The organism is Bradyrhizobium sp. AZCC 2262 (assembly GCF_036924535.1).
Lineage (GTDB): Bacteria > Pseudomonadota > Alphaproteobacteria > Rhizobiales > Xanthobacteraceae > Bradyrhizobium.
Genome location: NZ_JAZHRT010000001.1, coordinates 8,294,522 through 8,320,314, shown reverse-complemented (window position 1 = coordinate 8,320,314; position 25,793 = coordinate 8,294,522). Strand labels below are relative to the sequence as shown.

Sequence of the window (25,793 nt, the reverse complement as noted above, 5' to 3'; positions counted from 1 at the left end):
TGGCGGTACCCAGTTGACACGGCCTAACTTAGCGCCGGGCCATCACTGCCGCGAGCGATATAAAGGCCGCGGCCGGGCGTATCGCAGCAATACCGCGTGAAAAGGGCCTTGCGGATGCACTGCAGCATGACCGCCGCCCCGCCGCGACTTACGCCGCCCACCGGCCGCGATTTTTCTCGGCCAGAATGGGCCGCATCAGCCGGCCGAAACGCTCGGCCTCCTCGTCATGCAGATAGCCGGACAGGCAGAACGAATGACAGCCGGCATCGATGAATTGCTGCAGCGTGTCGGCGCACTGGACGGGATTGCCGACGACGGCGATGCCGGCGCCGGGGCGGACCTTGGTGATGCCGGTCCACAGATGCGGCAGCAACAGATCGCCATGCTCGCGCGCAAGCTGCTGCACGCGCAGGTTCGCTTCCGACTTGTTATAAAGCGTCTTCATTTCCTGCTTCTGCCGCTCGGTGGCGTGGCGCACCAGTTGATCGGCGGCCTCCCAGGCGTCCGCTTCGTTTTCGCGGCAGATCACCTGCAGCCGCATGCCGAAGCCGATGTCGTCTTCGCGGCCATGCGCGCGCGCCATCTCCCTGATCTCGGCAATGTTCGAGGCGATCTTTTCCGGCAGGTCGCCCCAGAACAGATGCACGTCGGAATGCTTGGCCGACAATTCCCAGGCCTGGCGCGAGCCGCCGCCGAGATAGAATTTTGGAAACGGCTGCTGGTGCGGGCGCGGCCTGATGTGCGCGCCGGACAGTTTGTGAAATTTTCCTTCAAAGTTTACCGGCCCGCGCGTGGTCCACAGCGCCTTGAGGATCGAGACTTCCTCCTCCATCAGGTCGTAACGCGTTTCCTTGGGGTAGCGCACGCCCTCGCCTTCGACCTCGCTCTCGTTCTGGCCGGCGATCAGATTGATGCAGATGCGCCCGCCCGACATCTGGTCGAAAGTCGAGATCATTTTCGCCAGCAGCACCGGGTTGATGTAGCCGGGCCGCGCCGCAATCAGCGGCTTGATCGATGACGACCGCGCCGCCATGAAGGCGCCTGATATCCAGGCCTCCCAGCATGTCGAGCCGACCGGAATCAGGAGATATTCAAAACCGGCCGCTTCCGCCGCCTGCACCACGCGGTCGCACAGTTCGGGCGAGCCCGGAATCTGCGCATCCATCAGGCCATAGGCCGTGGTGTCGCCATGCGTGGGCAGATACCAGCCGAATTCGAGCGGACGCATCAACGTTTCTCCCTGTCGACACCTGTTGCCGGGTCGTTCAGCCCAGAGTTTAGCGCCTGACGAGCCCGGGGCAATCGGGTTCCCTTGCAGGTCGGTTTTCGATTTCAATCGCGCGCACGGCAAGATAGAATTTTGGCCATGTCACCGGTCTCGCTGCTGCTCAATATCATCTGGATCGTTCTCGGCGGCGCGTGGATGGCGTTCGGCTGGCTGGTTGCCGCCGTCATCATGGCGATCACGATCATAGGGATTCCCTGGGCGCGGGCCGCGTTCAACATCGCGGCCTATACCTTGTTCCCGTTCGGCTTCACGGCGGTCTCTCGCGACCTCTATACCGGGCAGGAAGATATCGGCACCGGGCCGCTCGGGGTAATCGGCAACATCATCTGGCTGGTGCTGGCGGGATGGTGGCTGGCGCTCGGGCACGTCATCACGGCCGTGGTGCTGGCCGTGACCATCATCGGGATTCCCTTTGCCTGGGCGCATCTGAAGCTTGCCGGAATCGCGCTATGGCCGATCGGCAAGATCATCGTTCCCACGGCTTAAGTTCAGGTCAGCCCAGAGCTCAGCCCAGGATTATCCCGAGGTTGCCTCAGCCGCCGGCTTCAGCCGCTCGAACTCGGCATCGCTGATCTCGGTCTGGCCCACCAGCACGCTGCAGCGCAGGCGCTTGACCAGATAGCTGCCGATCGAGCCGAACCACCGCGCCAGCTTCCCCTGCGGGTGGTGGCCGACGACGACGAGATGCGCGCCGATTTCCTCGGCAACCTCGGCAATTTTCTGCCCGGCATCGCCGACCTCGAGCCGCGCGGTCGGCGAAAATCCCAGCGCCTTCAGCCGCTCGGTGCCTTCGTTCAGGATGGCCTTGTAATCCTCGGTCTGCAGTTCGATCGGGATCGTGAGCCCGGCCTCGGGCGTCATGATCGAGGAAACCTCGACGACGGCGAGCAAAAAGACCTCGGAACGGCAGAGTTGTGCGAGCTTTGCGCCCTCCCGCAACGCGCGCCGCCCCTCGACCGAACCGTCATAGGCGAGAAGAACCTTCTTATACATCGGACGTCCCCATCCATGGTTCAACACGTCAAGACTAGCACCAATCGGCGGGAACGGATCGGAATTTTGCACCGGAAACGCTGATATCGCCCGCCACTTCGTCTCACCTACTCCGGCAAGGTCCGGTTGCCCCTGCCCGGCCAATCGGCTAAATGAAGCGGCGAAGCACCCGTAGCTCAGCTGGATAGAGCGTTGCCCTCCGAAGGCAAAGGTCACACGTTCGAATCGTGTCGGGTGCGCCATTTCTGGCCAGATTTGAGAAGCGTGGGCCTGGTTTCCCTCTTCGGGGCCGCCACATCGCCGGAAATGAACTCGTCCCGCCTGAAGCGCGCAGATCGGTCGGCCGCGCAGCCTTCAAGGCTACGCACTCGTTGAGAGAGGATGCCATCAATCGTCCCGGCCTTCCGTGAGCGGCGGAACGCTGTGATCACTCCTTCCGTCCAGCCTCGGGAAATAGATCGGCAAGAATTTCGCCGGCCATATTAAAGGCTGCCACGCCGCGGAACAAAGCTGCGATTCCGGCGCTCGCATGCAGTTCTTCCAGCGTTGCGCCCGCCTTGATCGCAGCCTTGGCGTGATTTGCCGCGGCTTCCGAGGTCTGCACCAGCAGAATGGCGAAAGCCATCAGTTGCACGGATTTCTGATCCAGCGCATCCGGCGTCAGCGCCGCGATCCGCCAATCCTCCAGCGTCGTAACCAGATCCGGATCGACGCGCATGCCAAGTTCGAGTCGCTTCGCGATTTTGGGTGGCGTGAAGCCGATCATGGATTCGTAGCGCGACTTCAGTTCGTCCAGTGAGGCTGCCTTCTTCGTCATGCGCTTCTATTCCTTGTTTCCGCGACGGCGCGAGGGTTTCACTCGACCTTGGCGCCGGAGGTTTTCACCACCTCGCCCCATTTGTCGACCTCGGTGCGCAGGAAAGCGCCGAATGCGTCGCCGGACAACGTGCCGGGCTCGGCGCCGACATCGGCCAGCCGCTTCGCCATATCAGGCTCGCTCATCACCTTGCTGACGGCTTCGATCAGCGCTTTCGCGACGTCGGGCGGCACCTTGGCGGGTGCAACAAGGCCGAACCACGACGACGCCTCGAAATTCGCAACACCTGCTTCGACCATGGTCGGAAGCTCGGGAAAAAGCGGCGAGCGCGCAGCGCCCGCGACGGCCAACGCGCGGATCTTGCCACCCTGCACCTGCGGACGAACGGCCGGCATGTTGTCGAACATCATCGGCATCTCGCCAGAGATCAGGTCGTTCATCGCCGGCGCCGCGCCGCGATACGGCACATGAACGATATCGATGCCGGCCCGCGCTTTCAGCAGTTCGCCGGCAAGATGATTGGTCGAGCCGAGACCCGACGATCCGAAATTGAGCTTGCCCGGCGACGCCTTGGCCAGCGCGATCAGTTCGGACACCGTCGCCGCTTTCACGCCTGGATTCACCGCCAGCACGATCGGGACCGATGCGATCAGGGCGATCGGGGTGAAATCCTCTGCCGGATTGAACGACAGTTTTGAATACAGCGATTGATTGACCACCAGCGGTCCCGGCGCCGTGAGCAGCAGCGTGTAGCCATCGGCCGGCGAACGCGCCACCGCCTCGGCTCCGACATTGCCGCCGCCGCCGCCGCGATTGTCGATGACTACGGTCTGCCCCCAAAGTTGAGACAGTCGGGTCCCCAGCAGGCGCGCCACCACGTCATTCGATCCACCCGCCGGAAACGGGACCACGATCTTGATGCCGCGCTCGGGGAATTCAGCGTGCGCGGCCTGCCCGATCAGCGATCCCATGACGAGGGCCGACAGCACGGAAATGAGATGCCGCATTCGTTACTCCAGATAATCGATTTTTATGGTTTTCTCGATTTTAGGTTGACAGCAATCCATACGCTCGTCAAATCGGCCGTCACCATGTCGTCCATCAAAGTTAGCGACAGGTCACCGAGGAGCCATGAACGCGCATCAATCCGGCACGCCGAAACCCTGCCCTGGCCCCGACCGCCACCCGAAACGTCCGGCCTTTGCGATGCCGCCGGGCGCGTGCGACACGCACGTTCATGTCTTTGGACCTCAGGCCGAGTTTCCCTTCAGCAAGCAGCGCAGCTACACACCCGAGGACTGCACGTACGAAGACCTGCTGCGGCTTCATGCGGCGCTGGGAATCGATCGCGCCGTCATCGTTCACGGCGGCGCACATGGCACCGACAATCGGGCCACACTCGCGGCCCTCGACCGAAATCCCGGGAAGCTTCGCGGCGTCGCCGTGATCCCGTCCGGCTTGCCACGGCCTGAACTGGAGGACATGAACCGGCGCGGCATGCGCGGCAGTCGCATGTCGACCGTAGTCAGCGGCGGCGCTTCGTTCGCGCATCTCCGTGGACTGGCCGAGGAAACCTTCGACCTGGGCTGGCACCTCGTGCTGCACTTCAATGCCGCAACCGAACTGGTGGATGTGGCGCCGCAGCTCCTGCAAATTCGAAGCTCGTTTGTGCTCGATCACCTTGCCCGGATCAGCGCGGCCGAGGGCGTCGAGTCCGAGCCGTTCCGAACGCTGCTGCGACTGATCGATACCGACCGTTGCTGGATCAAGCTTGCCAGCCTTTATCGCTTGTCGTCCGAACCCTATCCTCATCATGACATGCTGCCGATGATCCGAAAGGTCGTCGAATTGCGTCCGGACCGCGTCCTGTGGGGCAGTAACTGGCCGCATCCGATCTGTCCCGTGCCGATGCCGAATGACGGGGATCTGGTCGATCTGATTCCGCTGTGGCTGCCGGACAGCCGCACACAGCAACTTGCATTGGTCGAAAATCCCGCTTTGCTTTACGGTTTCGAGCCGACAGCCGGAGCACACCCATGAGCGACGCACGCATCACCGCCGTTCCGGCATCCGCCACTCTGTCCACGACGCTTGTTGCCCGCCTGCGGAACGCGATCATGCGCGGCGAATTGCTGCCGGGAAGCAAGCTCAATCTGGACCGGCTGCGTACCGCCTTCGGCGTCAGCCTCAGTCCGCTGCGCGAAGCACTCTGCCGTCTCGAAAATGATGGCTTGGTCGCCTTGATCGACCAGCGCGGTTACCGGGTCACCCCGGTCTCTGCAAGTAACCTCACCGAAATTATCCGGCTTCGCGTCGAACTCGAAGGCCTGGCCATCAAGGAGGCAATCGAACACGGCGACATCGCTTGGGAAGGTCGTATCCTTGCGGCACTGCATCAACTGAGCCGCTGCAAGCGTGGCGCGCGATCTGCGGCGGAGCAGGAAGCTTGGGAAACCGCGCATCGCGCGTTCCATGCCGAGCTGATTTCCGCGTGCCAGATGCCGCTACTCCGCCAGTTTTGTGCCACCCTGCACGATCAGAGCGATCGCTATCGCCGCATTTTTCTCAAGAAGCATGAGCCAGACCGCAACGTACCCGCTGAGCATACAGCGCTCGCGCATGCGATGATTGAGCGTCGTACGCGTGACGCCACACGGATCTTGCGTGAGCATATCGAACGCACCGGACGCAACGTCCAAGCTGCACTACTGCTCACCTCGAAATAGCATTGGGCGGAAAGTCGGTCGTCAGGCAGTTCCAAACAACACCTTTCGACCATCGGGATCGACCACGGTGACGACAATGTCGTCCTTGGCGTATGGCGCGAATCCCAGGCTTTCCAGATGCGCAAGGAAGCGGGGCTGATCCTCGATGCTGAAGTAGAGGTGGGTCAGGTTCGAGTTTGGCAACGCGGGATGAGCGTAGTCGGCAAACGCCTTCGCGTCGTGGATTGCCAGTTGCATGCCATCTCGATCCAGTCGCCAATAGACATAACCGCCTTCGGCCCCTACCTTTTCCATCGGTAGCTGGGCGACCTGCTCGTAAAAGCGAGCCGCTGCCTCAGGGTTTTCGGAGGTTAAGAAAACGCTGCGCAGCCTCGTCATGCCGGCCTCTCATATCTTCTTAACCACCGCAATTCTTAACGAACTCGCGGGCGCGTCCCTTTCCGGAGCGGCCCACCGTCGGCTCAAGCTGCGCAGCTCGCTGAGTGCACCGGGGCATTGCCGGAAGCCGTGTAACAGAAAGCCTCATAGTAGGCTTCCAGCTCGGCGACGGCGCGATGCTCCCATTCCCTGGCTTGCGCCAGCAGGGAACAGCTGCGAAGCGGCCGGAAGGCCGCGGTTTGGCGGTACAACGACGCGATGGTGCGGTATCGGCGAACGTTTTCCATGATGGCCAGGCTGTTCATGTTCGGAGCTCCCCATTCCTTTTCCCGAACACGAACTTGCGGCAGAACGATTTTCGATTCGTTAGCGCGAGAGGGAGAGAGAACGTGTGGTTTCCGAACTATTGACGGTGCATCCTCACGGGTGAACACGGCGCAGGCTTGAGACTTCGGAAGCCCGGCCGCTTCAATAGCCCGTACGCGCGGCCTGCGGCGAGGCCGGCGAATTTCCGCTCGAACAGACGACGCTTGGTAGGAACAATCCTCCGTCAAGCGACCATGCGGACAATATCGTGCGGGCGCAGAATGCCAGCCCGATCCCGAGAAGCGATGCGCACACCAGCGTGGCTGCGAACGGCCAGGCCGTCCGCTTTCGTTGCGGTGACGATGGCAGGCTGGCCGCGGTGGTCGCTGACGTTTGGTTCGAGCTTGACACAGGTCAGGATCCTGGCTGGAGAATGATGCGTTCGAGACCAGTCCCGCGCAGGGCCTTGCGAAGCTGCAGCCTAATGGTGCTTGTGCTGTGCACCGGCGACGCCACTGACCGCGGCGCCGGGATTTTCCTCGACGTTGTAGACGATCTCGACAGGTCCGGCCTTCTCGAACACCAGTGTGCCCTTGATCTTCTGGCCAATCTCGAATGGCTCCTTGAGGCCGAGCAGCACGATACGAAGCGCGCCGGGCTTGAGCTCGATGGTCTTGCCGGGCTTGATCTCGATGCCGTTGGCGAGCGGGCGCGTCTTGGTCACGCCGTCCACATCGACCATCTCGTGCACCTCGATCTGGCCGGCCGCGGGCGAGGCGCCTCCGATCAGGCGATCCGCGGTCTTTCCCTTGTTGGTGATGGTGAGATAGCCGCCCGCAACGTTGGCGTCTTTCGGGGTCGGGCGCGACCAGGGGTGACCGATGTCGAGGGCGCCGACCTTGAACTCGTGCGCGCCGGCCGCAGTCGCAATGAGCAAACTCGCTGCGACAAAAATGGCCGCGGTGACAAACACAAAGATATCTCTGACGACGGTCGTCATAATGTCCTACTCCGATACGCGCGCTGGACGGTTAAGGCATGTAGAGAAACAATCAGACGCGATTACGGCCGGTGCTCGCCGCGATTGCGGCTACTGCCGGACGTGATTGCGACCACGGCATCGCGGCGCGAGAAGAATTGAAAACACAACCGGACGTTCCAGTCGCGCCTCTTTCGCCATTCGCTCAACACGCGACAGCCACACCGAAGCCGCGCTCGCGATGACGCCTTCGCTTTTCCGCTTCCCTTCCGTCGAGAGCAGGCCGCGCTTCTCGCATGATCCAGTCAATCTCGCGCCCGATTGCGATGGCTAATCGCCAGACGGTAAGTACAGGGGGCGTATGTGTGTGCGTATCTTAGACGGTCTGCGGCCGGCGTCTTTTCATCCATGATGCTTTTTCTTTCGCTACCTGCAGAAGCGCATCATCCCGGCGGCGGCGGCAATACCGGTAGCGGCGGTCCCATCAACACCATCTCAGCCGACACCCTTTCCGAAGGACTGATCGCTGCATCCGTTCGCTACGAATTCATCCGGCTGGGCCAGCTCAGCGATGCCGACCTGCTCGCCGCGGCAGCCAAGGGCACGCACGCGCATTCGATCCGCTCGATCGAGGCCGTCTCGCTTTCGGTCGCCTACGGCATCACCAATGACTTCACCGTTGGCGTTCGTGCCGCCGGCGTCCGCCGCTCGGATATCCGCGAACCCGGGGAAGACATGCTGAGCGGCGGCCATATGGGCATCATGAATACGAACGACATGAGCAGCCTGATGAGCCCCGACGGCATCAACCGGCGCGGCAATTCCGCGGGCTTCGGCGACGTAACGATGCTCGGGCAATATCGCTTCCACAACAATTCGCAGACCGGAACGTCAGCTGCCGTGCTGTTTGGATTCAAGGCGCCGACCGGCAGCACGAGCCAGCGCGACAACTTCGGCAACCTTTTCGAGGCCGAATTCCAGCCGGGTTCAGGCTCGTGGGACGGCCTGTTCGGCGCTGCCTTCACCAAGCGCACAGGCCGCTGGTCGTTCGACGTGAGCGGCCTCTATTATCTGATCAGCACCGGCACGCAAAACACCAATCTCGGCGATCGCTTCCTGTTCGGCACCGCCGTATCGTATCGCCTGGTCGGCGCCACCGGCTCGTCGAAAGAGGTGGAGCTGCACGAATACTGCATGCAGCCCCGCAACCAGCTGCAGGAGCATTGTCTCTATCACGCCAATCACGACCACAGCGACATGATGAAGACGCCCTACACGCTCGACCTCGTTCTCGAGCTCAATGGCGAGTGGCACAACAAGCAGCGGATCGCAGGCATTCCGGATCCCAATTCGGGCGGCACCACCGTCTATGTCTCGCCCGGCGTGCGCGTGGGCTTCGATCGCTTCTCGGGCTTCGTCTCCGTCGGCGTGCCGATCGTCAACCAGCACAACGGCATCCAGTCCAAGCCCGATTACCGCGTGCTCACGGGGATCGGCGCGCGGCTGAATTGACGCCCGAGATCGGCGATCGCCGTTTGACGTCAGCAGCATTCTGGCTATAATCTGGCCAGAATGCCTTTCGCCATCATACTCGCTCCGGAAGCCGTCGAAGACCTCAGGAGGCTGACGGCGAATGTTCGGACAACGGTACGGACCGCGCTCGAGACGCATCTGCGAGACGAGCCTGAAAAGGTAAGCCGTAGTCGCATCAAACGATTACGAGGATTGCGCCGTCCGCAATATCGGCTGCGCGTGGACGAGGTCCGGGTGTTCTATGATGTTTCCGGCACGACCGTCGAAATTTTGGCGATCGTAGCCAAATCGGAGGCTGAGTCATGGCTCGCACAATTCGGAAATCCGGGATGAAGGAAGTCCCCCTGTCCGAAATCAAGGACGATCTGTCTCGATACCTGCGCGAGGCGGAGACCCAGGAGATCGTCATTACTCGCCATGGTAAACCGGCGGGCGTGCTGATCGGCTTTGAATCTGAAGACGACTGGTTCGAATACCGTCTCGAACATGACCCACGCTTCCTGCGCCGCATTGAACAGGCGCGCAGCAGCTTGAGCGCCGGACTTGGGGTCAGGCTCGAAGACATTGAACAGGAATAGTGCGCCTGCCACATCTCGAAAGTAACCGTTTGGCTCACGTGCCAGCGGTCCGGCGCACCCGATCCTCCCCGCCTCCATCAGAAGCTTTACGCCGGGACGTCACGCGGCGCGGATGTTGTCGAGGAATTTGCCGGTTTCGGTCTCGAGCTGCTCGGATTGCGAGGTGAGCTGGGCTGCTGCATTCAAGACGAGGGTCGCGGCAGCGTTGACCTTGCTCGACGCTTCGCGGACGCCCGTGATGTTTTGCATCACCTCCTGGGCGCCTTGTGCCGCCTGCTGCACGCTGCGGGCAATCTCGTTGGTCGCAGCGCCCTGTTCTTCGACAGCGGCCGCAATGGAGCCGGTGATTTCGTTCATCTGCCCGATCGTGGTGCCGATCTCGCGGATTGCGTTGACCGTCGAGCCGGTCGCATCGCGAATTTCCTGGATCTGGCTGGTGATTTCGTCGGTAGCCTTTGCGGTTTGCGACGACAGCGCCTTGACCTCGTTAGCCACGACGGCAAAACCCCTGCCGGCCTCGCCGGCCCGGGCGGCCTCGATGGTCGCGTTCAAGGCCAGCAGATTCGTCTGACCCGCGATGGTCTGGATCAGCGCCATGACCTCGCCGATTTTTTGGGAGGCCTCGACCAGGCGACCGACCATGGCCTCGGTCCGGTTGGCCTGTCCGACCGCGTTCTGGGCAATTGACGAAGACTGGGTGACCTGCCGCGAGATTTCCTGGATCGAGGACGACAGCTCTTCCGCGGAGGCCGCAACGGTTTGAACGTTCGATGCGGTCTGCTCGGCTGCGGCCGCGACCTTGGCGCTCTGATCCGTCGTCCCCACCGCGATCGTGGACATCGACGAAGCCGATCCCTGCAGCTCGTCGGCGGCGGTGGCGGTGCCGCGGATGACCCCACCGATGCTGCGCTCGAATTCGTCGGCGATACGGGACAGATCCGTCCGCCGGTCCTCGGCGGAGCGCGTCTTCATCGCTTCCTGCTCGGTGCGGAGCCGCGTCGTTTCTACCAGATGATCCTTGAAGACCTGCAGGCTTCGCGCAATCCGGCCGACCTCGTTGGTCCGATCGGCGAACGGAATTTCGACCGCAAGATTGCCCTTAATCAGCTCGTCCATGGCCGAGCAGGTTCTGTTGAGGGGGCCGACCAGGCCACGGCCAAGCCAGAACGCCGCGAATGCCGCGATGGCGAGCCCGGCCAGGCCGGCGATCCCGGCCCAGATCATCCGGCGAAAGACCACGGCGTCGATATCGTCGACATAGGCGCCCGCCTGAAGCGCGAGAGCCTTGTCGCCCGCGCCAAAGGCTCCGACATAGGAGACCTTGCGAAGTTCGTCGCCACCGGCCGACCGGGGTGCCAGATACTCGACAAAACCGCCGCCGGCGCGCGCCGTCCGCACGATGTCCTGGATCAACAGCTTGCCGCTCTTGTCCTTGAAGTCCCAGCGGTTGACGTTGATGTATTTGGGATTGGCATGCACATAGGTGACGCCCGCATCCGAGCTGCCCGTGCCGTAGACGCCGATATAGTCCGAATATTCGCCCCAGCGCATGGAGTTGATCGAGGCAAAGGCCATCTGGCGCGCTCTATCCGGCTCGATCCTGCCGGCCTTGGCCTCCCCCTCATAGTGGGCGAGAACCTTTGTCGCGGCCTCGACGAGATCGCGGACCGTGGTGCGCCGCTCGTCGAGCGTCGCATCGCGCAACACCAGGATCTGCAGGGCGGAGACGGCAAATAGCACGATCGTCAGCGCCGCAATGATCATCGCAAAACGCTGGTAGACGGTGAGGTTACGCATGCCGCTTGCCTTCCTGTTGGTTGCGGATTCGTACCAATACACCGTTAATCGATTGTTATCGGCGGGCGCTTCCGGCCTCAGGCGGCAGCTGCAAAACTGAGCAAGACACCACGCCACAGGGCTGCCAAATCGGCGCTTGAAATCGTCACGCCGGGGCGACACAATGATGTCTGTTCTTTCATCAACCGTAATGCGCCAGCGATATCAGCACCTAACGGGTGGCATGGTGCGGCAAGAGTGACTCATAATGGCTGAAGCCGATCTCGACGTCGTCATCCGGCAAATCGCAAAAGCGCAGAACAAGAGCCTGATGGCCGCCGTGAAGAAACGGCGCGGCCAGATCCTGGCCCGCGCAGCCAAGGCCAAGGACAAGGCGTCCCGGGACCAGTTCCGCCTGATCGCCAAGAGCACGATGGAGCTCGGCACGGCCGCGGCCAAGCGGCTGCAGAATTCTGCGGAAAACACCGCCGATAGTTACGCCCGGGCGATCAGGAACGCGGCCGAGGAAGCAGCGGCCGCGAAGGCGGCAAAAAAGCCTGCCAAGAAGAAAGACGTCTGAAGCGACCGCCGCGCTCAGGCTGCCCTATGGACACGGTAGATGCCGCGCTCGAATAGACGGTAGATGTTAAGCGCGCGCTGGTCGGCGAACGGCAATACCTGCATCATGATCACACCTGCGATATGCGACGCCGGGTCGATCCAATAGTAGGTGTTGTAAAGCCCGGCCCATGTCAGGCTGCCTGCGCTGCGTCCGTCAGGCACAGGATCGATATTGATCATATCGCCAAGCCCCCACCGCAGCCGGACACCCGGGAAAAAATCGACGTTGTCAGACAATGCCGGATTTGTCGTCTTGAGAATTCCCGCATCGAGGTTGCCGATCTGGTTCGTGGACATGAACGCAACCGTCTGCGGCCGCAGGATGCTTTTCCCGGCAAGCCCTCCGCCGTTCAGCAGCGCCTGAAGCAGAGTCAGATAATCCGGCGCTGTGGAATAGATGCCGCCGCCACCCGAAATCACTTTCGGCTCAGTTCGTCTCACCCGGGGCTGCGGCACAAGCGTTCCATCCGCCTTGCGCAAATGCAGACTTGCCTGGCGGGCGCGCTGCCTCTCGGTAAGCGAGAAGGCGGTGTCGTGCATCCCGAGCGGGCCAAGAATGTGATCCCGGAAATAGCGATCCAAACTCTGTCCACTGACGATCTCCACCAACCGGCCGACCCGGTCGAGACTGCCACCATAGGCCCACCTGGTGTCCGGATCGAACATCAGCGGCGTGCGCGGCATCGCTGTATCGTTGCGGGCTGTTTTGTTGTAGCGAACGACATTCGTGTCCCAAAGCTGATAGCTAAAGCCCGATGTGTGCGTCAGCAGATGGCGCAGCGTGATCGGCTTTCGCGCGTCGCGCAGTTGCGGGGCTCCTTGCACATCGAAACCATCGAGAACCTGGGGCGACCCGAGCGTCGGATCAATTCTTGCTGCCGGTTCGTCCAGTTTGAGTTTGTCCCGCTCGACGAGTTGCAGTGCTGCGACGGATGTCAGCAATTTGGTCATTGATGCAATGCTGAACACCGTATCGGCCGACATCCTGGCAGCGGTGCCCAGGCTTCTCGCGCCGAATGCGCCCTGATAGATCACCGAATGCTCGGTTGCGGCCATGGCGACAACGCCTGGCACGTCTGCCGCATCGACCCGAGCCTGCAAAATGGCGTCGATTTCGCCGTTGCGGGACGACGTGCGGAGCGGAGCTGCAAGGCCGGGAATGGCTGCGCCGGAGATCAGGCCTGTCACCGCGGCGGCTGCCGTTCGCAATAACGCATCGCGCCGACTGAACCGTACTGTCATCGCGCTCCCCTCAACGCCTGGGACCTAGGTGCGGCCGGCGGCAAGCATTCCCTTCAATTTGAGCACCGCGCTGTCGGGTGTCGTCAGCACTGGCCGCCCGGTTACCTCGGCGACCTGTTCTGCCGCTGGCGCCATGCTGTACTGCGCGAGCGCGATGAGATCGCATTCCCGCAGGTCCTTTGAGGCTTCCACCACCAGGCGGTCATGGGTCGCGCGGTCCCCGCGGTCGAGCGCGGCCATGGCGCCTTCAGCCAGTTTCGGCACCAGTTCGATCGACGACGGAAATTCCGGCGGCATCGACGCCAGCGTCGGCGGGAACGTCGACAACAAACCGATCTTGCGGCCCTTTGCGACGGCCTGCTCGATCATCGCCTCATTGGGCTTGAGCACTGGCATGGGCGCGTGTGCACGGGCAACCGCTTCGATGCAGGGCCCGAAGGCGGAGCAGGTGAACAGAATCGCGTCCGATCCGGTGCCGGCCGCGTAGCGCCCGAGCCTAAGGAAGCGCTCGGTCATGGCGTCGGTGAGCCCGCCGTCGCGCGCCAGATCGGCCGACAGGCTGTCGTCGAGCAGGTTCATCAGGCGGGCGTCGGGCCAAAGTTTTGCGAACGAGGCCTCGATCGGCACAATCGAATGTTTCAGGGCGTGGACGAGCGTGATGCGCATGTTAGTCAGTGTGGCAACGGCGCAGTCTGTGTCAACCCACTGCGCCGCAGTAGTTTTTTTGTTTGACGCGTTTTCTTGACGCGAACCGGCATCCACTTCGCTCGAAAACGCTATGTACCTTCACTTGAACGGCAGGGCGTACATCAGGCCGCCCTTGCTCCAGGTCGCGTTCAGGCCGCGATCGAGCTTCAGCGGGCTCGACTTGCCGACATTGCGCTCAAAAATCTCGCCGTAATTGCCGCCTGTCTTGATCGCCTTCAGCATCCATTTGTTGTCGAGGCCGAGCCGCGACCCGAGTTCGCCTGACGTGCCGAGCAGCCGCTGGATGGCCGGGACGCTGCTGGACTTCGCCATCTCGTCGACATTGGCGGCGGTGACGCCGAGTTCTTCCGCCTCGATCAGGCCGTAATGCAGCCAGGCGATGATGTCGGTCCACACCTCGTCGCCGTTGCGGGTGAACGGTCCGAGCGGCTCCTTGCTGATGGTCTGCGGCAGGACGACATAGTCGGCGGGGTTCGAGGCCGCCGTGGTGACGGCGCCCGCCAGCGCGGAAGCATCCTGGGTCATGGCATCGCAGCGCCCGCCGAAGAAGGTCTGGTACATGGTGTCGGTGCGGTCGAACACCAGCGGCTTCCATTCGATCCCGTTGGCGCGGCCGTAATCGCCGAGCGTGACCTCGTGGGTCGTACCCTGCGCGACGCAGACGGTGGCGCCGTTCAGGCCCTTTAAATCCTTCACGCCGGCATCGGCACGCACGACAAACCCCTGGCCGTCATAGAAATTGACCGGCCCCTGCCGCAGTCCGAGCGTCGTGCCGCGCAGATAGGTCTGGGTCGAGTTGCGATAGAGCACGTCGATTTCGCCCGATTGCAGGGCGGTGAAGCGATTCTGCGCGGTGAGCGCGACATATCGCACTTTTGTGGCGTCACCGAGTACCCCGGCCGCCAAAGCACGGCAATAGTCGACGTCGAGCCCCTTGTAGTTGCCTTGCGAGTCCGGGGTCGAGAAGCCGGCAAAGCCGGCGCTGACGCCGCACACCAGCGTGCCGCGCTGCTTGACCGTATCCAGTGTAGCGGCCGCCTGCGCCGTCAGGCACGATGCGGCGAGCAAGCCTGTAGCGATGATGATCCTCTTCATACTGCTCCTCCTGCTAATGACCCACACTCTTCAACGCTAAGTCGACCGCGTGCCCTAAGCGGTCGACGATCATGTCGATATCGGCCGCCGTCGCAATATAGGGCGGCGCGAGCAGGACATGATCGCCGCTGCGACCGTCCATGCATCCGCCCGCGGGATAACAACCGAGCCCGCCTTCGAAGGCGATCGCCTTGATGCGCTGGTTCAATTTCAGCGCCGGATCGAACGGCGCTCGGGTGGCGCGATCGGCGACCAGTTCGATGGCCTGGAATAGCCCGCGGCCCCTGATGTCGCCGACATGCCGGTGATTACCAAAACGCTCGGTCAGGCGCCGCTCGAGGTGGCGGCCGAGATCCTTGACCCTGTCGAGCAATTGCTCGTCATCGATCACCCGCTGCACCTCAAGCGCCGCGGCGCAGGCCAGCGGATGGGCCAGATAGGTATGGCCGTGCTGGAATGCGCCCGAACCGTCACGGATGGCATCGACGATGCGCGTGCTCGCAAGCATGGCGCCGATCGGCTGATAGCCGCCGCCCAATCCCTTGGCGATCGCCTGGATGTCGGGGGCGATGCCCTCCTGCTCCCAGGCATGGCGCGTGCCGGTGCGACCCATGCCGCACATCACCTCGTCGAGGATGAGGAGCGCGCCATGCCGGTCGCACATCTCGCGAACGGCGCGGAAATATCCCTCCGGCGCCGGCACGCAGCCCGCGGTCGCGCCCACCACGGGCTCGGCGATGAACGCCGCCACGTTCTCCGGGCCAAGTCGCTGGAATTCCGCCTCCAGCTCGGCCGCCAGCCGGGCGACGAAATCTGCCTCGGATTCGCTGTCGCGTTTTTCGTGATAGGCGAAGGCCGGCGTCACATGGCTGAAGGCCGTTGACAGCAGGGGCGCATAGGGCTCACGACGCCAGGCATTGCCGCCGGCAGCCAGCGCACCCAGCGTATTGCCATGATAGCTCTGGCGACGTGCGATGAAGCGCTGGCGTTGCGGCTGGCCGGCTTCGATAAAATACTGCCGCGCCAGCTTGATGCTGGCCTCGATCGCTTCCGAGCCGCCGCTGACGAGATAGGCGTAACCCAGCCCGCCGGGCTCGTGGCCCACGAGCTTGTCGGCCAGCGCTTCGGCCGGCTCCGACGAGAAGAAACTGGTGTGGGCGTAGGCCAGCTTCGACACCTGCCGCGCCATCGCCGCGAGCACGCGCGGATGCTGGTGGCCGAGACAGGAGACGGCGGCCCCGCCGGACGCATCCAGAATCCGCCTGCCGTCCTCGCCAATCAGCCAGACGCCCTCGCCGCCGATCGCCCTGGGAGGGGTTTCACGCAGACTTCGATGCAGCACGCGGCTCTTGCTGACGCTCATGACGGTCAACCCTCCTCGGCAACATATTGCGACATCGCGGCCAGCCGGCCTTCGGTCTCTTCGAGGCGGCGCTTTGCCTTGGCGCCGCCGAGCACGAAGGTGACCGCGGCCAGCGACTGCGCAATCGCAATGGCGCCGGTCAGGCTCGGAAAGAATCCGGGCGATGCGGCGGCTTCATAGAGCAGCAGATGATCAGCGCCCTCCGCCATCGGCGCGGTGATCGCGTCGGCAATCGCGACCAGCGTGGCGCCGGAATCATGCGCGGCACGCGCGGACAGCACGCTGGCTCTGGAATAGGGAGCAAAGCCGATGACTACGACCGCATCGCCGCTCCGGAAGGCGCCGAGGTCGAGATCTTCCGGGCCGGAGCCGCCGACCAGATGTACCTCGTCGGGGCGGAACAGCCGAAGCTGATAGTTGAGCAACTCGGCCACGCTGCGGCAGCTACGAAAACCGGCGATCCAGATCCGTCGCGCCGCGTTCAAAGCCTTCGCCGCGTCGGCCACAGCGCCGGGCGCGATACGCGCAAGGCCTGCCGCCTCGGCTTCCAGCTTGTCGGCGACCAGCGAGATTTCGGCGTGGGGCCCGTTGCGGCCGGCGCGGGTGCGGGCCGAGAACGGCTGGGCTTGCGTTGGCCGGCGCGCCTCGGTCAGCGCGGCGCGCAACTCGTCCCATCCGGAATAACCCAGCGCTTTTGCAAGACGCGTGAAGGCGGCGGGATCGGCGCCGGCCTCGGCGGCCAGATCGCGCATCGAACGCGTCGTGGCGTCGTAATCATTGGCCGCGACGAAGCGCCCGACCTGCTGCAGCCGCGCTGGAAGCGACGGCAGCGCACTGCACAATTCGCTGAGCGGCGAGGATTTTGGCTGGGGCAGCGCCATGAAACATATGTTGCACAAATCTCGATTTGGTGCAACATTTGAAATGCGCCTCCTCGGGGACGCATGGCCGAAGATCGCTGTTGCCAGAAGGATCCTTGTGCTGTGACGACATCGACACCCGAACTCCGCCGCCGCAGGCAATTGCGCTTCTCGTTGAACCGCCAGCAGATCATCGGCCTGCTCTGGCAGGTCGTGGTGGTCGGGATCGCGGTCGCGATCGTCGCTTTCCTGTGGTCGAACGCCCTGCACAATCTGTCGGTACGCCGGATTTCGACCGGTTTTGCCTTTCTCGGCCGCGAAGCCGGGATGCCGATCGCGGACACCTGGCTCGCCTACAGCCCGAAGGACCCTTACGCCCGCGCCTTCATCGTCGGCATCATCAATACGCTCCGCGTCGCCGTCATCGGCATCGTGCTGGCGACCGTGATCGGCACGCTGATCGGCATCGCGCGGCTGTCGTCGAACTGGCTGCTGTCGCGGCTTGCCGCGGTCTATGTCGAGCTGCTGCGCGACATTCCCCTGCTGCTGCAGCTGCTGTTCTGGTACGTGCTGATGCAGGGATTGCCGGCGGCGCGGGCCGCATGGAAACCGATTGAAGGAGTGTTTCTTTCCAACCGGGGCCTGGTGCTTCCATCCGTCCCGATCGCGGAAGCAAACCTCTGGGTGATCGCAGCCGTCGTCGCCGGGCTGATCGCGCTATACGTTCTGCGGCGGCAATTGATGGCGCGGCAAATGGCCGACGGCAAGGTGCGGCATCTCTGGCCGTACGCTTTGGCCTTGCTCGTGGCATTGCCGGCGCTGGTGTCGTTTGGCTTGGGCGCATCCTGGACCGTCACGCTGCCGGAGCTGCGCGGGTTCAATTTCGTCGGCGGGCTGACGCTGGCGCCGGAATATTTCGCGCTGCTGATCGCGCTCGTCACCTACACGTCGGCCTTCATCGCCGAGATCGTCCGCAGCGGTATCCAGGCCGTTCCCCGAGGCCAGTGGGACGCCGCCAACGCGCTCGGCCTGCGCCGGAGTTTCGTACTCCAGCGCATCGTGCTGCCGCAGGCGCTGCGCGTCATCATTCCGCCGATGACCAGCCAGTACCTCAACCTCACCAAGAATTCCTCGCTGGCCGTCGCGGTCGGCTACCAGGACGTGGTGTCGATCGCCAACACGACGCTGAACCAGACCGGCCAGGCGATCGAAGCCATCGCGCTCATCATGATGGTGTTCCTGACCATCAGCCTCGGCATCAGCCTGTTCATGAACTGGTACAATGCGCGCATCGCGCTGGTGGAGCGCTGATCCCATGACGTCGATATCGGATGTGCCGAAAAATCCACTGCCGTTCAACAGCGCGCGATCGCGCAAGGTCCCGGGCGGGCGCGTCATCCGCTGGCTGCGCGCCAACCTGTTCGCCTCGGTCACCTCAGGCGTCATTTCCGTGCTTCTGATCGCGCTGCTCGGCAAGGCGCTGGTGAGCCTCGTGCAATGGGGCTACTGGAATGCGATCTGGTCGGTGCCCGGCGACCAGACCGCCGCCTGCCGCTCGATCCGCGGGCTCGGCGCCTGCTGGGCCGTCATCCCCGAAAAATACCGCTTCATCCTGTTCGGCACCTATCCGTTCGATGAACAATGGCGGCCGGCGCTGGTGTGCCTGACCTTCATTGCGCTGTTCTACGTGTCGAGCCGGCGGAGCTGGTTGCGCAAGGAGTTGGTGGCGGTGTGGGCGGCCGCACTGATCCTGATCGGCGTGCTGATGTGGGGCGGCATCGCCGGGCTGACCTACGTATCGCAGGACCGCTGGGGCGGGCTGCCGGTGACGCTCATCCTGGCAACCTTCGGGCTCGCCTTCGGCTTTCCGCTCGGCATCGTCGTGGCGCTCGGCCGCCGCTCGAAACTTCCCGCGATCCGCTCGCTCTGCGTGCTCTATGTCGAGCTGATCCGCGGCGTTCCCCTGATCAGCCTCCTGTTCATGGCCAGCGTGATGTTTCCGCTGTTCATGCCCGACGGCGTCAATATCGACAAGCTGCTGCGCGCGCAGATCGCGTTCGTGCTGTACGCGGGCGCGTATCTGGCCGAAGTGATCCGTGGCGGCCTGCAGGCCGTTCCGCGCGGGCAGCACGACGCCGCCGACGCGCTCGGGCTATCCTATTGGAAGAAGAACGGTCTGATCATCCTGCCGCAGGCGATCCGCCACGTGATCCCACCGCTGGTGAACACGTTCATCGCCTTCTTCAAGGATACCAGCCTGGTGCTGATTATCGGTATCTTCGACCTGCTGACGACGGCGAAGACGTCGATCATCGATCCCGCCTGGCAGCCGTTCAGCATCGAAGTCTACGTGTTCGTGGGAGTGATCTACTTCCTGTTCTGCTTCGCCATGTCGCGCTACAGCCGCAGCCTGGAGGCGCAGGCACGGCCGGGGTGACGGCGGATAGGTCCCGGAACGGCACAACCAGCCGAAGCGCCGGGAACGCGCTGCACCGTCGAAGACGGCTTACGCGGCCTTGATGCGCGCCAGGAAGCGGCCGACCTCGTTGCTGAGCGCTTCCGACTCCGCCGCCAGACCGTCGGAGGATTGCAGAACGTCGGATGCGGTTTGGCCGGTCTCATTGGCTGCGCTGGAGACGCCGACGATATTGTTGGAAACGTTCTGCGTTCCGGATGCCGCCTGCTGGATGTTGCGTGCGATCTCCGCCGTCGCGGCGCCCTGCTCCTCGACCGCGGAAGCGACTGTCGTCGCGATCTCCGACATCTTGTCGATGATCTGGCCGATGCCCTTGATGGTATCGACCGCCTCCTGGGTTGAGCCCTGAATGGCCGAGACCTGCGCGGTGATGCCCTCGGTGGCGCGCGCCGTTTGCGTGGCAAGGCTCTTGACCTCGGAGGCGACGACGGCAAAGCCCTTGCCGGCCTCGCCCGCTCGCGCGGCTTCGATGGTCGCGTTCAGCGCCAGCAGGTTGGTCTGCGCCGCGATCGTGTTGATCAGGCCGACCACCTCGCCGATGCGGTTGGCCGCGTTGGCAAGCTCGGTGACCGTGACTTCGCTCTTCGCCACCTGCTCCACCGCCTGGGCGGCGATACGGGCGGATTCGCCGACCTGACGGGAAATCTCGGTGATCGAGCCCGAAAGCTCTTCAGTCGCAGCCGCAACCGTCTGAACGTTCGCGGCAGCCTGTTCGGAAGCCGATGCGACGACACCGGTTTGTTCCTTGGCCTGCGCGGCGACCCTCGACATCTTCTCCGCCGAACCCTTCATGCGCGACGCAGCGGTAGACACCGCGGCCAGCGCATTGGTCGCGCCGTCGTTGAACTCGCGCGTCAATTGGTCGATGACAGCGGCTTGTCGCTGTTTCGCCTCCTGCTCGGCCGCCTTTTGGGCCGCCGCCGCGTTCGCTTGCACAATGCCTTCGCGGAACACCGACAGCGCTTGCGCCATCTGGCCGATTTCGTCACCGCCACGTCGTGTCTCGACCTCGGCAGACAGGTCACCGCCGGCGAGCCGCGTCATGGTCTGCTCCAGACCGACCAGCCGCGCCACCAGATTGCGGCCGATATAGAACCAGACGAACAAGGCGGCGCCTGCGACGCTGATCGCGGCGATCATCAGCATCACGAACGTGCCGAAACCAATGGCCTCGTCGGAACGGTCGGTGGCTTCCTTGGTTTTGTTGGTGACGGCCTTGACCTGGCCTGCGACTTCCTTTGCGAGTTCACCGGTCAAGCCGCGCGTCTCGTCGAGCAGTTTCTGCCCGAGCTGGCTGGCGGCGAGCTCCTTGCGGCGCGTGTCGAAGATCGTCTCGCCCGAGCCGAGCTTCAGCCAGGCTTCCCCCGCCTTGGGCAGACCCTCGGTCGGTTGCAGGGTGTTGACGATATCGAGCTTCTCCTCGACCTTTGCCGACATCGCCTTGAAATTCTTCTCGAGCGCCGTGACACTTTCGACATCCGGCGCGACTGCGGCGCGATCCAGCAGGCTCGACGCCAGATTGACGAAGCCGACGAGATCGGCAAAGCCCTGCGACACAGGCACCTGGGTCGAGACCAGCTTGAGCAGCGTCATCATCGACTGGTTGGCGTCGCCGCCCAGCGTCATGGAAACCATGTTGATGTCGGCCTGGGCCTTTTCGCCCGCCGGGAGCAGCACGTCGTTGAACTTGGTCTGGGTAATCTGGGCCGCCTTCACGATCTCTTCGCCACGGGCGCTGAGCTTGAGACGATCGTCGACCGCGACGTCGAGCGCAACCAGCTTGGTGTTCATCGCGGCAATCAGCTTGTTCAGCCGATCGATCGCTTCCCGATCGGATTGCGTGCGGGCGACCTCGTCGAGCCGCTTCGCGATGCCCTCCTGACGCGCCTTCAGCGCGGTCATTTCCTGCTGCCGCTGTGCCTGCGATTTTACCGCCAGCAAGGTCGGGGCGGAACCGGCCAGCGCCTGGGTGTCCGTCTGCAATCCCAGCGTTTCGACGATCTCTGGAATGTTGCGACCGGCGACGCCGTGGAAGAGGTCGCGAACCTGCGAGAACATCAGCCAGGCGGCGGCGCCGGCGATGACGGTGGTTCCCGATACCGCGGCGAAAGCGAAGAAAAGCTTGGCCCGGATGCCGAGTTTGCGAGCTGATGTCACGGTCTGTTTCCTCAATTCTTGAGCGCAGCTTTGTTATTACTTGGTGGCAACCTTGTATTGCTGAATCAATTCCCTGGCGCGCGTGTAGAGCCGCTCGCCGTCGATGCCGAGCTTCGCCATGTTGGCCTTCCATTCGACCACGGCCGGCGCGGTGACCCGCTGCAGTTCGGCGCGCTGCTCGTCATTGAAGGCCAGCGCGGTAAAGCGCGGATCGCTCTGCAGCTTCTTCTTGGTGATGGCCTCCTGCGCCTCGCGGATGCGCGCGCTGCCCATGGCGAGGTCGGAAGAGTGCTTTTCGATGATCTTCTTCAGATCGGCGGGCATCGATTCCCAAGTGGCGCGGTTCATGACGATCATCAGCGCGGGCGCGGCCAGCCGCGCGTCGATCACGACCTTGAGCTGGTCGGCGAGAAACTTGCCGCCCGCACCCTTGGTTGTCGTTGTCGAGTCCCAGCCATACGCGATCGCATCGACATAACCGCTGGCGATGGTATCGCCGATCATGTTGAGGGGGATGCCGAGTGGCACCGTACCGAGCTTGGCCAGCGCGACGCCGACGGTGGTGCTCGGCGTGCGCATGCGCAGGCCGCGGAAATCCTTCACCGACTGGATCTTCTTGCCGGTCGTGAAGATCGGATAGGGCGGCAGGACATAGAGACCAAGCACCTTCACCGAGGCGTAGTCCTTGTCGAGCAGGCCTTCCTTGTAGAGCGACATCATAGCCGAGGTGCCCGAGATCGAGTTCTCGAACATGAAGGGCAGTTCCATCACCGACGACTGCGGGAAGCGGCCGGGATGGTAGCCCTGCACGGTCGCCGCCATCTCGATGGCGCCCTTCTCGACCATGGTGAACAGTTCGGCCGGCTTGCCGTAACCGCCGAGCGGCTTCAGCGCCACTTCGATCCGCCCTTCGGATTCTTCCTCAACCGCCTTTGCGAACGGCACCAGGACCTGGTCATAGGGCGCCGTATTTTCGGTGTTGATCGAACCGAAGCGCAAAACCACTTCTGCGGCGGACGCGGGCGTGGCGAAAAGAGCGACGAGGCCAAGCAGGGCTGTGGCCGCGGATTGCATCCTGGTGCGGGGGAACATTCTGTTTCCTTCATCACCGCTGGTTGTCGACGCTCTCGCGCGATCCAACCATCGGTCGCATGGCGGGTCCTTGACGACGTCAACCATAACTTTGGCTAATTAATCGCAAGTAAACCCTGCTGTCCGCGCAACGCTGTTGCTGTCTCCGTAGAAAAACGGAGGCGCGGATTCGCGCTCGAGCTGCAGCGATCGCGTGCAGCAGAACACGGCGATTCATGCGACGACAATTCCGCCGCGCGGCATTCTGCGAAACGCAAAACCTGTGGCGAGCTACACCTTCACCAGGCTTTCGAAGCCGCCATAGATCAGCCGCTTGCCGTCGAACGGCGGCGGCCCTTCTGTCATCTCTTTGAGCCGCGGGTCCGCCATCACCTTGGCGTTGATCTTGTCGCGCTGGGCGCGGGACTTGTAGGTGATCCAGGCGAACACGACCGTTTCGCCCGGCTTCAGCTTGACGCTGCGCGGGAACGAGGTGAGCTTGCCGACCTTGACGTCATCGGCGATCCATTCGCGGTAATCCAGCGCGCCGTATTCGCGCCAGACCTTGCCGCACTTCTTTGAAAGGCGGACGTAAGCTTCGAGCTTTTTCTTCGGAACGGCGACGATGAAGCCATCGACATAAGGCATCGTAGTGCTCTCCGTTACTTTCAGTCATTGCGAACGGATTCCGTCATTCCGGGGCGATGCGAAGCATCGAACTATGGTGCGCAATTGCGCACCAGAGAATCTCGAGATTCCGGGTCTGGTCCTTCGGACCATCCCGGAATGACGGCTGAGAATGCAGCGCGCTAATGACAACTAGCCATGACAACAGGACGCCTGAACCGGCGCCGGGCTGGTATTGGTCACGTAGCCGCACCCAGTCCATCGGATAGGGCAGGCCTTCCTCATGACGCCCGAGCGGGGTCAGGTCGAGATAGTGGTAGGCGGCATTCATCATGTCGAGACCGCGCGCGAAACAGGAATAGGTGTGGAAGATGTTCCCGGCCTCATCGCGATAGAACACGCTGATTCCGGGCGCTTCCTCGCTGCCAAAGCGCGTGGTTCCGAAATTGTAGTTATCGCCTCGCTTGATCTGCTCCGGTGTGAACGAAACGCCGTAGTCGTAATTGAACGCGTTGCTGCCGGACGACAGCCAATCAAACGTCCAACCCATCCGCTGCTTGAACGCGGCGAGCTTTTGCAGCGGCGCGCGCGAGATCGCGACCATCGTGGTGTCGCGGGCGGCCAGATGCGAGACCATGCGCTCGAATCCGTCGGCCCAGAACGAGCAGCTCTTGCAGGCCTCGTTCCAGTCGGGCGCAAACATGACGTGCTGAACCACGAGCTGGCTGCGTCCCTTGAAAAGGTCGGCCAGCGACGCCTTTCCATCAGGCCCGTCGAACACGTAATCCTTGTCGACCTTGACCCATGGCAGCGCACGGCGTTCCTCGGCCAGGCGCTCGCGCGCCTTGGTGTATTCCTTCTCATGCGCAAGGTGGGCCTTGCGGGCGGCGATCCATTCCTCGCGGGAGACGATGGCGTGCGGTTGCATGAGCGGCTCCTTGGTTCAGGCCAGGTAGCTTTCGAGTTTGGCGAACAGTTCCATCCATCCGCGCTCATGATTGTCGCGCGCTGTCGCATCGGCGAACTGTTCGTGAAGGAAGGTGAGCAGTGTGCCGCTGCCTTCCGGCTTCATCGAAATCGTCACCAGCGATTCCCGCTCCGGCGTGGAATGCCACGCCCAGCTGAACACCAGTCGCTGGTTCGGAACGACCTCGCGATAGACGCCGCCGACCTCGTTATAGGTGCCCTTGGCGTTAAAACTGATGCGGTAGCGGCCGCCAACGCGCAGATCGATATCGGCCTTGACCGAGCCCTCCTCGATCGATCCGGGCCCGAACCATTGCACTAGCTTTTGCGGGTCGGCCCACGCGGCGTAGACTTTTTCGGGCGCCGCGTTGAATCGGCGCTTGAGCGTGAGACTGGGGCGCTCGGCGGGCTCGGCATCGCGGGCGCTTGACTTGATAGGGCTTGACTGGGCGGCCATGGGTCTTCCTCCACAAAAGCGGCAAGGCGGTCGAGAGCGTCGGACCAGAAGCGCTGGTAGCGATTGAGCCACTCCATCGCCTGCTCCATCGGCTGAGCGGTCAACCGGCACGCGACCGTGCGGCCGGTCTTTTCGCGTGCGATCAGGCCGGCGTCCGACAGCACGTCGAGATGCTTCATGATCGCGGGCAGCGACATCGAGAACGGTTGCGCCAGTTCGCTGACTGACAGGCTTTCGCGGTCGCCGAGCCGCGCCAGCAGCGCGCGGCGCGTCGGATCGGACAGCGCGGCAAAGGTGCGGTCCAGGATCTCTTCTTGAAGCTTAACCATATGGTTTAGTATAGAGGCAAACGAAATGCCGTCAAGCCCGCGCCTGCATCACGTATTTGAGAGTTGTGACGACGGAAGTTCGGATGGCCGGATCATCAAGCGCAAATTCGCGCCTCAGTCCGGCCATCCCGGGAAGGATTCGCGGGCCCCGATCAGTAATCCCGGTAAACCCGCATCCGCCGCTGCTGTCCGAAGGCAACGCGCGGATTGACATTGCAGTAGAGCGCCCGTCCGGACGCCGACGCCATGCACTGGTTGTAGCTGGTGTACGAGCAGTCGCCGGGGATGCCGATGCCCCGGCCCTGGAGGCAGTAGGGATAATCGTACGCTGCCGCCGGCGAACTGCCCGCCATCGTGCCGACTGTCGCCGCCGACAGCGCCAATATCGCTAACATTGCATTGCGCATCTTCGATCTCCTTCACGTGACGCAAAAGCCGCCTTTTCGA

General features: G+C 63.0%; 29 protein-coding genes and 1 tRNA gene. 10 read left to right on the top strand and 20 right to left on the bottom strand.

Annotated features, from left to right (window positions below):
• Nucleotides 1–148 precede the first annotated feature (148 nt).
• A complete protein-coding gene (locus tag V1283_RS39055; protein ID WP_334391884.1) occupies nucleotides 149–1,228 on the bottom strand; it encodes an LLM class flavin-dependent oxidoreductase in 1,080 nt (359 codons plus the stop codon).
• 138 nt (nucleotides 1,229–1,366) lie between these two features.
• On the opposite strand from V1283_RS39055, the gene V1283_RS39050 reads away from it, so the two are divergent.
• Nucleotides 1,367–1,774: a YccF domain-containing protein gene (locus tag V1283_RS39050; protein ID WP_334391883.1), complete on the top strand. Its 408-nt coding sequence runs from the start codon at nucleotides 1,367–1,369 to the stop codon at nucleotides 1,772–1,774.
• Between the two features lie 30 nt (nucleotides 1,775–1,804).
• On the opposite strand, the gene V1283_RS39045 is transcribed toward V1283_RS39050, so the two are convergent.
• The gene (locus V1283_RS39045) at nucleotides 1,805–2,281 is read right to left on the bottom strand and encodes a universal stress protein (RefSeq protein ID WP_334391882.1); all 477 of its coding nucleotides are present in this window, start codon (nucleotides 2,279–2,281) and stop codon (nucleotides 1,805–1,807) included.
• A gap of 165 nt (nucleotides 2,282–2,446) precedes the next feature.
• Between V1283_RS39045 and V1283_RS39040 the strand changes: the two genes are divergently transcribed.
• A tRNA-Arg gene (locus V1283_RS39040) sits at nucleotides 2,447–2,523 on the top strand.
• A 185-nt stretch (nucleotides 2,524–2,708) separates the two neighbouring features.
• Here V1283_RS39040 and V1283_RS39035 read toward each other — a convergent pair.
• Both V1283_RS39035 and V1283_RS39030 read right to left on the bottom strand, forming a co-directional pair.
• The gene (locus V1283_RS39035) at nucleotides 2,709–3,098 is read right to left on the bottom strand and encodes a carboxymuconolactone decarboxylase family protein (protein WP_334391881.1); all 390 of its coding nucleotides are present in this window, start codon (nucleotides 3,096–3,098) and stop codon (nucleotides 2,709–2,711) included.
• A 38-nt stretch (nucleotides 3,099–3,136) separates the two neighbouring features.
• Nucleotides 3,137–4,105, bottom strand: coding sequence for a Bug family tripartite tricarboxylate transporter substrate binding protein (locus tag V1283_RS39030; RefSeq protein WP_334391880.1), 969 nt, complete (start codon nucleotides 4,103–4,105; stop codon nucleotides 3,137–3,139).
• 124 nt (nucleotides 4,106–4,229) lie between these two features.
• Between V1283_RS39030 and V1283_RS39025 the strand changes: the two genes are divergently transcribed.
• On the top strand, nucleotides 4,230–5,138 hold the full coding sequence (locus V1283_RS39025) for an amidohydrolase family protein (RefSeq protein ID WP_334391879.1): 909 nt from the start codon (nucleotides 4,230–4,232) through the stop codon (nucleotides 5,136–5,138).
• A complete protein-coding gene (locus V1283_RS39020; protein WP_334391878.1) occupies nucleotides 5,135–5,824 on the top strand; it encodes a GntR family transcriptional regulator in 690 nt (229 codons plus the stop codon). The genes V1283_RS39025 and V1283_RS39020 overlap by 4 nt, the downstream gene beginning before the upstream one ends.
• Before the next feature lie 21 nt (nucleotides 5,825–5,845).
• On the opposite strand, the gene V1283_RS39015 is transcribed toward V1283_RS39020, so the two are convergent.
• The 3 genes from V1283_RS39015 to V1283_RS39005 all read right to left on the bottom strand — a co-directional run bounded on the left by V1283_RS39015 (nucleotide 5,846) and on the right by V1283_RS39005 (nucleotide 7,508).
• A complete protein-coding gene (locus V1283_RS39015; RefSeq protein WP_334391877.1) occupies nucleotides 5,846–6,202 on the bottom strand; it encodes a VOC family protein in 357 nt (118 codons plus the stop codon).
• An 83-nt stretch (nucleotides 6,203–6,285) separates the two neighbouring features.
• Nucleotides 6,286–6,507 carry a hypothetical protein gene (locus V1283_RS39010; RefSeq protein ID WP_334391876.1) on the bottom strand — a complete coding sequence of 74 codons (222 nt, stop codon included), beginning with the start codon at nucleotides 6,505–6,507 and terminating at the stop codon, nucleotides 6,286–6,288.
• A 482-nt stretch (nucleotides 6,508–6,989) separates the two neighbouring features.
• Nucleotides 6,990–7,508, bottom strand: coding sequence for a copper chaperone PCu(A)C (locus V1283_RS39005; protein ID WP_334391875.1), 519 nt, complete (start codon nucleotides 7,506–7,508; stop codon nucleotides 6,990–6,992).
• Between the two features lie 387 nt (nucleotides 7,509–7,895).
• Between V1283_RS39005 and V1283_RS39000 the strand changes: the two genes are divergently transcribed.
• The 3 genes from V1283_RS39000 to V1283_RS38995 are packed head-to-tail and all read left to right on the top strand — an operon-like array spanning nucleotide 7,896 to nucleotide 9,598.
• A complete protein-coding gene (locus V1283_RS39000) occupies nucleotides 7,896–8,999 on the top strand; it encodes a transporter (RefSeq protein WP_334391874.1) in 1,104 nt (367 codons plus the stop codon).
• 60 nt (nucleotides 9,000–9,059) lie between these two features.
• Entirely contained in the window at nucleotides 9,060–9,353 is a 294-nt protein-coding gene (locus tag V1283_RS44850) for a type II toxin-antitoxin system RelE family toxin (protein WP_442895814.1), read from the top strand.
• Nucleotides 9,350–9,598 (top strand): type II toxin-antitoxin system Phd/YefM family antitoxin, encoded by a 249-nt coding sequence (locus V1283_RS38995; RefSeq protein WP_334391873.1) that lies wholly within the window; start codon nucleotides 9,350–9,352, stop codon nucleotides 9,596–9,598. The genes V1283_RS44850 and V1283_RS38995 overlap by 4 nt, the downstream gene beginning before the upstream one ends.
• A 99-nt stretch (nucleotides 9,599–9,697) precedes the next feature.
• Here V1283_RS38995 and V1283_RS38990 read toward each other — a convergent pair whose 3' ends face one another.
• Nucleotides 9,698–11,395 carry a methyl-accepting chemotaxis protein gene (locus V1283_RS38990; RefSeq protein WP_334391872.1) on the bottom strand — a complete coding sequence of 566 codons (1,698 nt, stop codon included), beginning with the start codon at nucleotides 11,393–11,395 and terminating at the stop codon, nucleotides 9,698–9,700.
• A gap of 247 nt (nucleotides 11,396–11,642) precedes the next feature.
• Between V1283_RS38990 and V1283_RS38985 the strand changes: the two genes are divergently transcribed.
• The gene (locus V1283_RS38985; RefSeq protein ID WP_334391871.1) at nucleotides 11,643–11,954 is read left to right on the top strand and encodes a hypothetical protein; all 312 of its coding nucleotides are present in this window, start codon (nucleotides 11,643–11,645) and stop codon (nucleotides 11,952–11,954) included.
• Between the two features lie 14 nt (nucleotides 11,955–11,968).
• On the opposite strand, the gene V1283_RS38980 is transcribed toward V1283_RS38985, so the two are convergent.
• The 5 genes from V1283_RS38980 to V1283_RS38960 all read right to left on the bottom strand — a co-directional run bounded on the left by V1283_RS38980 (nucleotide 11,969) and on the right by V1283_RS38960 (nucleotide 17,284).
• Nucleotides 11,969–13,183, bottom strand: a complete 1,215-nt coding sequence (locus V1283_RS38980) for a serine hydrolase domain-containing protein (protein WP_334391870.1) — start codon at nucleotides 13,181–13,183, stop codon at nucleotides 11,969–11,971.
• Nucleotides 13,184–13,261: 78 nt separating this feature from the next.
• Nucleotides 13,262–13,903 (bottom strand): arylsulfatase, encoded by a 642-nt coding sequence (locus V1283_RS38975; RefSeq protein ID WP_334391869.1) that lies wholly within the window; start codon nucleotides 13,901–13,903, stop codon nucleotides 13,262–13,264.
• A 120-nt stretch (nucleotides 13,904–14,023) separates the two neighbouring features.
• Entirely contained in the window at nucleotides 14,024–15,040 is a 1,017-nt protein-coding gene (locus V1283_RS38970) for an amino acid ABC transporter substrate-binding protein (RefSeq protein WP_334391868.1), read from the bottom strand.
• Nucleotides 15,041–15,053: 13 nt separating this feature from the next.
• Entirely contained in the window at nucleotides 15,054–16,403 is a 1,350-nt protein-coding gene (locus V1283_RS38965; protein ID WP_334391867.1) for an aspartate aminotransferase family protein, read from the bottom strand.
• 5 nt (nucleotides 16,404–16,408) lie between these two features.
• Nucleotides 16,409–17,284: a MurR/RpiR family transcriptional regulator gene (locus tag V1283_RS38960; RefSeq protein ID WP_334391866.1), complete on the bottom strand. Its 876-nt coding sequence runs from the start codon at nucleotides 17,282–17,284 to the stop codon at nucleotides 16,409–16,411.
• A 102-nt stretch (nucleotides 17,285–17,386) separates the two neighbouring features.
• Between V1283_RS38960 and V1283_RS38955 the strand changes: the two genes are divergently transcribed.
• Together V1283_RS38955 and V1283_RS38950 are read left to right on the top strand one after the other, a co-directional pair.
• Nucleotides 17,387–18,574 (top strand): amino acid ABC transporter permease, encoded by a 1,188-nt coding sequence (locus V1283_RS38955; protein ID WP_334391865.1) that lies wholly within the window; start codon nucleotides 17,387–17,389, stop codon nucleotides 18,572–18,574.
• 4 nt (nucleotides 18,575–18,578) lie between these two features.
• A complete protein-coding gene (locus tag V1283_RS38950; RefSeq protein ID WP_334391864.1) occupies nucleotides 18,579–19,700 on the top strand; it encodes an amino acid ABC transporter permease in 1,122 nt (373 codons plus the stop codon).
• 69 nt (nucleotides 19,701–19,769) lie between these two features.
• Here the strand turns inward: V1283_RS38950 and V1283_RS38945 are convergent, their stop codons facing one another.
• The 7 genes from V1283_RS38945 to V1283_RS38915 form a co-directional block, all read right to left on the bottom strand.
• Entirely contained in the window at nucleotides 19,770–21,896 is a 2,127-nt protein-coding gene (locus V1283_RS38945) for a methyl-accepting chemotaxis protein (RefSeq protein ID WP_334391863.1), read from the bottom strand.
• A 36-nt stretch (nucleotides 21,897–21,932) separates the two neighbouring features.
• Nucleotides 21,933–22,988: a TRAP transporter substrate-binding protein DctP gene (dctP, locus tag V1283_RS38940; protein WP_334391862.1), complete on the bottom strand. Its 1,056-nt coding sequence runs from the start codon at nucleotides 22,986–22,988 to the stop codon at nucleotides 21,933–21,935.
• Between the two features lie 270 nt (nucleotides 22,989–23,258).
• Nucleotides 23,259–23,615 (bottom strand): DUF1428 domain-containing protein, encoded by a 357-nt coding sequence (locus V1283_RS38935; RefSeq protein ID WP_334391861.1) that lies wholly within the window; start codon nucleotides 23,613–23,615, stop codon nucleotides 23,259–23,261.
• A gap of 43 nt (nucleotides 23,616–23,658) precedes the next feature.
• Entirely contained in the window at nucleotides 23,659–24,522 is an 864-nt protein-coding gene (locus V1283_RS38930; RefSeq protein WP_334391860.1) for a DUF899 domain-containing protein, read from the bottom strand.
• 15 nt (nucleotides 24,523–24,537) lie between these two features.
• A complete protein-coding gene (locus V1283_RS38925; protein ID WP_334391859.1) occupies nucleotides 24,538–24,879 on the bottom strand; it encodes an SRPBCC family protein in 342 nt (113 codons plus the stop codon).
• The gene (locus tag V1283_RS38920; protein WP_334391858.1) at nucleotides 24,879–25,346 is read right to left on the bottom strand and encodes an ArsR/SmtB family transcription factor; all 468 of its coding nucleotides are present in this window, start codon (nucleotides 25,344–25,346) and stop codon (nucleotides 24,879–24,881) included. The genes V1283_RS38925 and V1283_RS38920 overlap by 1 nt, the downstream gene beginning before the upstream one ends.
• A 152-nt stretch (nucleotides 25,347–25,498) precedes the next feature.
• Nucleotides 25,499–25,753 (bottom strand): DUF3551 domain-containing protein, encoded by a 255-nt coding sequence (locus tag V1283_RS38915; RefSeq protein ID WP_442895813.1) that lies wholly within the window; start codon nucleotides 25,751–25,753, stop codon nucleotides 25,499–25,501.
• Nucleotides 25,754–25,793: the final 40 nt, after the last annotated feature.